The organism is Chitinimonas sp. BJB300, assembly GCF_002735695.1.
GTDB lineage: Bacteria > Pseudomonadota > Gammaproteobacteria > Burkholderiales > Chitinimonadaceae > Chitinimonas.
In genome coordinates this window covers 1-7,548 of the sequence record NZ_PDZH01000152.1, presented here as the reverse complement: position 1 = coordinate 7,548, position 7,548 = coordinate 1, and the positions used below count along the sequence as shown (strand labels likewise).

The 7,548-nt window shown below is 54.5% G+C and carries 9 protein-coding genes; 6 read left to right on the top strand and 3 right to left on the bottom strand.

What is annotated here, in order from left to right; genetic code table 11:
- Positions 1 to 373: 373 nt before the first annotated feature.
- The 4 genes from CSQ89_RS18485 (at position 374) to CSQ89_RS18475 (ending at position 3,216) form a co-directional block, all read left to right on the top strand.
- Complete coding sequence (locus CSQ89_RS18485; protein WP_308418181.1) at positions 374 to 1,279, top strand: patatin-like phospholipase family protein; 906 nt, start codon at positions 374 to 376, stop codon at positions 1,277 to 1,279.
- Positions 1,279 to 1,554 carry a DUF3734 domain-containing protein gene (locus tag CSQ89_RS23720; protein WP_308418180.1) on the top strand — a complete coding sequence of 92 codons (276 nt, stop codon included), beginning with the start codon at positions 1,279 to 1,281 and terminating at the stop codon, positions 1,552 to 1,554. Before CSQ89_RS18485 ends, CSQ89_RS23720 begins: the two co-directional genes overlap by 1 nt.
- Positions 1,555 to 1,579: 25 nt before the next feature.
- A complete protein-coding gene (locus CSQ89_RS18480; protein ID WP_099407546.1) occupies positions 1,580 to 2,335 on the top strand; it encodes an acetoacetate decarboxylase in 756 nt (251 codons plus the stop codon).
- A gap of 95 nt (positions 2,336 to 2,430) precedes the next feature.
- Positions 2,431 to 3,216, top strand: a complete 786-nt coding sequence (locus CSQ89_RS18475) for a 3-hydroxybutyrate dehydrogenase (protein ID WP_099407545.1) — start codon at positions 2,431 to 2,433, stop codon at positions 3,214 to 3,216.
- A gap of 272 nt (positions 3,217 to 3,488) precedes the next feature.
- Here CSQ89_RS18475 and CSQ89_RS18470 read toward each other — a convergent pair whose 3' ends face one another.
- Together CSQ89_RS18470 and CSQ89_RS18465 are read right to left on the bottom strand one after the other, a co-directional pair.
- Complete coding sequence (locus CSQ89_RS18470; RefSeq protein ID WP_199065699.1) at positions 3,489 to 4,517, bottom strand: hypothetical protein; 1,029 nt, start codon at positions 4,515 to 4,517, stop codon at positions 3,489 to 3,491.
- 49 nt (positions 4,518 to 4,566) lie between these two features.
- Positions 4,567 to 5,025 carry a CesT family type III secretion system chaperone gene (locus CSQ89_RS18465; protein WP_099407544.1) on the bottom strand — a complete coding sequence of 153 codons (459 nt, stop codon included), beginning with the start codon at positions 5,023 to 5,025 and terminating at the stop codon, positions 4,567 to 4,569.
- 391 nt (positions 5,026 to 5,416) lie between these two features.
- Here CSQ89_RS18465 and CSQ89_RS18460 point away from each other — a divergent pair, with 391 nt between their 5' ends.
- Both CSQ89_RS18460 and CSQ89_RS18455 read left to right on the top strand, forming a co-directional pair.
- Positions 5,417 to 5,617, top strand: coding sequence for a hypothetical protein (locus tag CSQ89_RS18460; RefSeq protein WP_139022802.1), 201 nt, complete (start codon positions 5,417 to 5,419; stop codon positions 5,615 to 5,617).
- A 316-nt stretch (positions 5,618 to 5,933) separates the two neighbouring features.
- Complete coding sequence (locus CSQ89_RS18455) at positions 5,934 to 7,184, top strand: immunoglobulin domain-containing protein (protein ID WP_099407543.1); 1,251 nt, start codon at positions 5,934 to 5,936, stop codon at positions 7,182 to 7,184.
- Between the two features lie 52 nt (positions 7,185 to 7,236).
- On the opposite strand, the gene CSQ89_RS22555 is transcribed toward CSQ89_RS18455, so the two are convergent.
- The gene (locus CSQ89_RS22555) at positions 7,237 to 7,398 is read right to left on the bottom strand and encodes a hypothetical protein (RefSeq protein WP_158229040.1); all 162 of its coding nucleotides are present in this window, start codon (positions 7,396 to 7,398) and stop codon (positions 7,237 to 7,239) included.
- Positions 7,399 to 7,548 lie beyond the last annotated feature (150 nt).

The window sequence follows — 7,548 nt, the reverse complement described above, 5'->3', positions numbered from 1 at the left end:
GCGGTTTACGATCCACGCTTCCTTCCCACGCTCGGTCGCCCTCACGCAGTTGCGCTTCACTTCGTTCGTTGTGATCAACTTACGGCGGGACTTCCACCCGCAGGAGTGCGCCCATGCTGGGCGCACAAAAACATAATAAGGGCGCATAAAATGCGCCCTTATTATGTGCCATGCTGACTACTACAGTATTGTGAGTTAGGCACGCCGGGGGATCACCCTCTTCAGCCTCCAGTCATACCGTAGCCTTGTGGTAGTCATCAGACACAAAAAGAGAGGATGCCCATAGTACAAGCACACAGCGGCAGGATCAGAAACAATGTCTGCCACACCGACCAAGACAGTACACCGCGTATACAAGCAGAAAGGATGCACCATGGCGAAGGCCTCCAAGGCCCAGCCGGCAACGCCGGTGACGAAAAGCAAGCACGACCAGACGGTGCATGTATTGCAAGGTGGGGGTGCATTGGGGGCTTATCAGGCTGGTGTTTATGAGGCGCTTGCCTGTACATGCTATCGGCCGGACTGGGTAGCGGGTGTATCGATTGGCGCGATCAATGCAGCGCTGATTGCCGGCAACCCACCTGAACGCCGGATCGAACGATTGTCCGAATTCTGGCATCTGGTGTCCAATGGCATGGGGCTGCCCAACAACCCGTCGGAAACGTATCCCTGGCTGAAATTGCTCTCAAAACAACATCGGTCGCGAAGCGCCTTCAATCAGTTCAGCGCCTCTTGGTCTGCCCTGCTGGGAATTCCCGGCTTTTACAAACCACGTTTCCCACCTGCCTGGCTCCAATTCAATGGCGCACCCAGCGTACTCAGTATCTACGACACCGCTCCGCTACGCACCACGCTGGAAGACCTGATCGATTTTGATCTGATCAACAGCAAGAAGGTGCGGCTATCGGTAGGGGCAGTCAATGTCGTCACCGGCAACTCTGAATATTTCGACAACTTCGCACGGACCATCGGGCCGGAGCACATCATGGCCAGCGGCGCGCTGCCTCCGGCCTTTGCACCGGTAGAAATAGATGGCAATGTGTATTGGGACGGCGGCATTGTCTCCAACACGCCGTTGCAATACGTGCTGGATACGCACCGTAAGACCAGCCTGTTGGTGTTCCAGGTCGACCTCTTCAATGCCCGCGGCGCGCTGCCCATCAACCTGGCGGAAGTACAGCAACGTCAGAAGGACATCCTCTATTCCAGCCGCACCCGCTTCAACAGCAATATGGCAGCCGAAGTCGCCATACGCGCAAGGCGCTTTGCGACCTATTGATGAAGCTGCCCAAAAACCTGAAGGACGATGCTTCTGTGCGCCTGCTGGCCGAGGCCATCCGCCCTATTCCTACCGACATCGTGCACCTCATTTATCGGCAAACAGCCTGGGAGCTGGAATCGAAAGATTATGAATTTTCACGTGTATCGGTGTTGGAGCACTGGCAGGCCGGGAAACGCGACATGTGCGACACGCTCACGCATCCGGAATGGCTCAAGTCATCGGGACTAGACGAAGGCGTGACCCAATACGACCTGACGCGGCAATCCAACTGACCCTCCCCACCCAACGAGGCCGAAGATGAAGATTGCCGAAGTAAAAGCCAATGCCTTTGCCATGCCACTGACTAGCCCGGCATTTCCTCGCGGCCCCTACCGGTTCATCAACCGGGAATACCTCATCATCACTTACCGCACCGACCTCGATGCATGGCGAGCGGTGGTGCCAGAGCCGCTGGAAATCATCGAACCCGTGGTGAAGTATGAATTCATCCGCATGCCTGTTTCGACGGGTTTTGGCGATTACACCGAGTCCGGCCAGGTCATCCCGGTTCGTTTCAAAGGGGTGAAGGGCAGTTACGTCCACTCAATGTACCTAAACGACCATCCACCGATTGCCGGGGGGCGAGAGCTATGTGGGTTCCCGAAAAAACTCGCGTCTCCCGCGCTGGATATCGAGATCGACACACTGGTAGGCACTCTCGACTATGGAAAGGTCTGCGTCGCCAAGGCGACGATGGGCTACAAACATAGTGGCGCAGATCAGGCCGCTGTGCTGGCGTCGCTGGCCCCACCCAACTTCCTGCTGAAGATCATCCCGCACGTGGATGGAGGCACGTATTTGCGAATTGGTACGCTACTACACAACCGACGTCACGCTGAAAGGCGCATGGTCTGGCCCCGGTTCATTGGAGCTCCCCCCCCCCATTCACTGGCCCCGCTGTCCGAACTACCGGCACTCAAAATCGAATCGGCCCTGCACTTCGTGGCGGACCTGACGCTCGATCTAGGCGAAGTGGTTTACGACTATCTGATTGAACCCCGGCATGACCTGTAGGCATTACCAAAACGGGAAGTAGATAAACGCTTTCAAGCACCGATAGGGAATACGCAGTAAGACAGAACAGGTTCTCACAACAGGAGGAATAAACCATGGCACGGCTAAAAGACAAAGTGGCATTCATTACAGGCGCAGGAAGCGGCATCGGCAAGGAAATCGCGCTGGAATTCGCCCGGGAAGGTGCAAAAATCGTCATTGCCGACCTGAACAAGGAAGCAGCCGACGCAACCGCCGCCGAGATTGAAAGAATCGGTGTCAAAGCCATCGGGGTAGCGGTGGATGTCACCAATGAAGCCCAGGTCGATGCCGCGGTACAGACCGCCGTCGCAGCCCTGGGCAATATCGACATCCTCATCAGCAATGCAGGCATCCAGATCGTCCACCCCATTCAGGACTTCAGTTTTGCCGATTGGAAGAAGATGCTCGCCATCCACCTCGATGGCGCATTCCTGACCACCCGCGCCTGTGTAAAGCAGATGATCGCCAGCAAAAAAGGCGGCAGCATCATCTATATGGGATCGGTACATTCCAAAGAGGCGTCCCTGCTCAAAGCCCCTTATGTCACTGCCAAGCACGGCTTGATCGGCTTGGCTAAGACCGTGGCCAAAGAAGGCGCAGAGCACAACATCCGCGCCAATGTCATCTGCCCGGGTTTTGTACGCACGCCACTGGTGGAAAAACAGATACCAGAACAGGCGAAGACCCTGGGCATCAGCGAAGAAGACGTCGTCAAACGCGTGATGCTGAAGGAAACAGTGGATGGCGAGTTCACCACCACGGCAGACGTCGCCCAGGTCGCCTTGATGTTCGCTGCGTTTCCCACCAATGCGCTGACCGGGCAATCGCTGGTCGTCAGCCATGGCTGGTTTATGCAGTAAATAAACTAAGCCCAGCCTTGGAAGACATCGTCGCTTTCTTCCAAGGCTGGGCCCTTAGAACCTGTCTAAGGTCTGCTGTGCGTCAGCAATACGGCGTTGAAAACACCCTCGGAATGCTCATTTACCACCCGTAAACTCCGCCTCCTCGGCTGTTTCCGCCTTCTCTAGCTCTAGCTCGCGAGACTTTGAATAGGTTCTTAGTTAACGACCTAACTCTCTATCTCTTCGTAGTTAGTGCCAGGCTTGCGGCAGCTAGAAACTTACCTATGGGATTAAGGCAGGCCGTGCAGGGCTTTTTCAGTGGGAACAGCAAGCGGTGCGAATTGCCCCGCACGTAGCTCAGTCAGCGCGTAAAGTACCCGCCCCATCCAGCCATTACCATCAATAAATCCGTGATAGCCTATAACCGCCCCCAACAGCTGCTTACCTAACTGTGGATCGTCCTGATTCAACTTCTCCAAGTGCTGCTCCAGCATCGCGACACCTGTAATACTCGAAGGTAAAGCACCACCAGCAATGCTCGGACCCCGGTATTCTCTGCCGCCCAGGTCGGGCACCAAGCGCTGGTGTAGCTCCTTCAATACCGAAATATTGGTCAAATCCTTACCATTGCTCGTGTATTCACGTAGCAGCGCAATGAAATTATCCCGCTCATTACTGGAATTCGAGGCTTTGAGAATCCAGGCAGCTGCCCGGTCGGTATTGTCCGTCAGACCGGTAGGGTTATATTCAGCCTCATCCAGCGTGGCAGCATAGGGCGCTTGGCTCAGATCCTTACCAAGCAACGCTTCCAGATAGGCCTGAGCAGCACCCAGGTTTCTCACTTCCACATCCAGAATGGGTTCAACCTTTTGTAGTGCAGCCATAATGGATGGCTCCCGGCGCAGCGACGCGAGGCTGGTAAATTGCAGCTGCTTCTCGGCCAGCGCCCGGACCTGCTCTTTGCCAACCATCTCCTGCAAAGCCTGCCCAGAGGGGGTATTGACCAACGCTTCCGTCATCGCTTGCTCAAATCGCTGTTTGATCTCGGCCTCGGGGTAGTTTTTCAGTTCCTTCTCCGAGATATGGTGCAAGCGTTCCAAAACCTGCTCGGGCGTTTGCATCAACCGTGTGGCGCTTGGGAAAAATGCTTGCGAGACACCCTTGGCGACAGAGCCGATCGACCCTGTCTGGAACAACTTTTGGGCTGCCTCAAAAAACCGGCCAATCTTGCTACCGTTAGGATAGGTACGCACAAACTTTTGAACATCTGCCTGAACGTGATATTCGCGTCCCGATACCGTTAGCTTTCCTTCACTCATGATCTGCTCCCTCTCTCATGACTAAGCAAATGAGAATGCAGAGACAGAACTAGACTCGATCATATTCATACCTCATAGGGTTAACTGAAACGGCGGGGACTGAAGACGCGGTTTCTGCCAGCTGTATGGAAAAGGTTGTCAGCCACGCAACAAAATCGGCCATGGTGGCTTCCAACAGGCTAGCAGTCAGGTTTGGCACTGCCAGTTGCTGATAAGCGATCAACCCCATGTCTTGACGCCAACCCACCCCGGGCGCTTCGCCACTTATGGGGTTGAGGGCCGCAGCCAATACCTGCTCCATCCAGCGCTTGGATGCCGGCCCGGGCAACGAATCCGCCAGTTTGCCGACCAGCGTGATCCGGGCACAGGCGAAATCGTAGTGCAGGGTGAGCGGGAAGGTGTTGTCAATGACCAGATGGCACAGGCGCTCATCATCAAAAACGAGCGAAGTAATACCCATTCGGGTGCCCAGTTCTTGCAGGAGGGTATTCATGTAATCTGCGTTCATGTATCTGGCTTTCTTTCCTGGCTAGGTAACAACGCCTAGCCTTTCCTACCCAGACAACAATGCGCTGCCTCTCGAGACCAAAGGCTATGCTAGCGGGTTGGCTTTATCTTTCAGAAAGCCCCAATTTCTTTCGCAAACCGGTACTCGCATACGGCAACAGGGCAAAGCCCCGGCAAGCAAAATTCTGGGGTTAGACAACGTTGCTGGCACCCTCGCCGAAATCCCCATTCAGTCGGCCACCCTAGGTGGCTTTACCCGTTTTTGGGGTACGGCACCAAAATTGCTGGTGACTCGGTAGCACTGGGATACACGCCTGTTTCGTGGCGGTTCCCACGTCTTATCTTCCCACCAACCGCGACTCGCGGATAACAAGCTTCATTTGGAAAGCACCATGAACAGACCAAGCGAATTGAGCGTGCCCTACGGCGCCGTCACTGATATGTCTGACAACCCACTACCGGTGACAAGCACCGTGTCCTGGGCGGCGATATTTGCGGGTGCTGCTGCCGCGTTATCCCTTATCTTGCTGATGCTCGGGGGGGCTGGGCGATATTCGCCCGCTAGACAGCGCTATCGGCTTCCGGTCCGATAAGAAATTGGACTGGAGGATATAACAGGCACACAGCCCTTGTTTAGCGCGATGCCTGCCATTTTGTCTCTTCCACTTCCCGTAACTTCTACATGCCGGCAGGCAAGTTTTACATAGAGGCATTACCTTCTGAATTGCCTATTCCTAACAACAATACTATTCGGTACCGCCATCAGGTTGGTACAGACCGGTTTGCAGAAATTTGATATCTGGAATGCCCATTGCAGCTTTCAACTAAGCAGAGGCTATAGGTGATGGTGTAAACCTAAGTTAAATTAGGGGCTAAATTTAAAGCTAATCACCCAGTGGGGACCTTCTTATGACCAGTTTGTTTATCCGTTGCGCAACGGTATTTTGCCTTCTCACCTGCTTGGTGGCATGCGAGGAAGCCCCCCTGAACACGACCACCACGACCACTACGCCGGCAAACGCCCCCACACTTACCTCCCAGCCCGCTTCAATAACAGCATCGTTAGGTACTGCTGTATCGCTGACCGTCGCGGCAACGGGAACAAACCTCACTTACCAATGGTTCAAGGACAACGTCGCAATCAGTGGCGCAACATCAGCTACGTACACCATTGCTTCGGCCGCCGCGACAGATAGCGGTTCCTATACTGTCCAAGTCAGTAATAGCAGTGGTAGCGTCACCAGCGCACCCGCTGTCGTCACCATCACCTCCACTTCGATGATTCAAATCACCACCCAACCCGTCGCAACCAGCACTACGGTAGGGGGTAGCGCCAGTTTCACCGTTGTTGCTACTGGCAGCAACCTTATTTACCAGTGGTACTTCGAGGGAGCCCCTATCTCTCGCGCCAACAGCGCTACTTATACGATCAACTCCGCCAAGGCCTCTGACGAAGGTATTTACTACGTCTCCATCACCGCCGCCACTGGTCCGGGTGGCGCAGACAGTGACAAAGTAAAGCTCACCGTCTCTACTGTTTCACCTGTCCAAGCTGCGCCAATGGCCGTCGGAGGATATCCACTAAATCAGGTAATCAGTAGCGCAGCATTGGACAACAACTCACAACTGGCATTGCTCGAATCCCAACGCGCTGCGGTACATCGCCTTGCCACTGCTATTCAAGCCAACTCAACCACCGCAGCCATAGCCAAACTGAGCGGCAGCTTCACCGACATCACCATGGGCATCTCCAGTAACGACAAGCGCCCCACTTACCCAACCGCAGACCGCGGTATTCAGTACACCGCACTATCGGCAAACCAACAGGCTTATGTCAAAGCAGCGATTGAGGCATGGGTGAACACTCTGCCTAAAGACCAGGCCAATTATCTATTGGCCGACTACGAAAGCGATTCGGCGCTTGCTTCCACCTACGTAGCCTACGCACCAGGTCTGGATGGCACAGCCGACTTCAGCACCCCCGTCAATTCGTTCACATCCACCCTTAACGGCCAACGCTCGTATATCCGCATCGACGGCCCACGTGTCTGGATCGAATTCATCGTGCCGCAAGGAGATGCCACTAATAGCAGCATGGGCTACCGCAGTATCTGGCGTGACAAGATGGCGGCAAATGACGGGACTAAACAGTTCGATTAGCCCAACCCTACGTACTCTCAGCCTTCCACCCTTGTAGCCAAAGGTAGTCTTGCTATGCTTTGAAACGGGCAATGCGTAAAGGATTGCCATCAATATCGAAGAAGTCGGCCTCCTCGCCCCACTCTTGATCAACATAGGGGGATGCCACAATTAGTCCCTTTGCTAGGAAGTGCGCGGCCGACTCTTTTACGTTTGCTACACGAAATACGATCATCGGATGATCATCTATTGCTGTTGATAACTGATGTTACGCAGTAGCTGCGAGAAGCAGCTGTAACTGATCATAAGCCGCGCGGGAGGCGTTGATCAGTAACTTGCGGCAAAGTGCGAATGGGTTCTTCTGCGTCTTGATGCTCAGGCATTC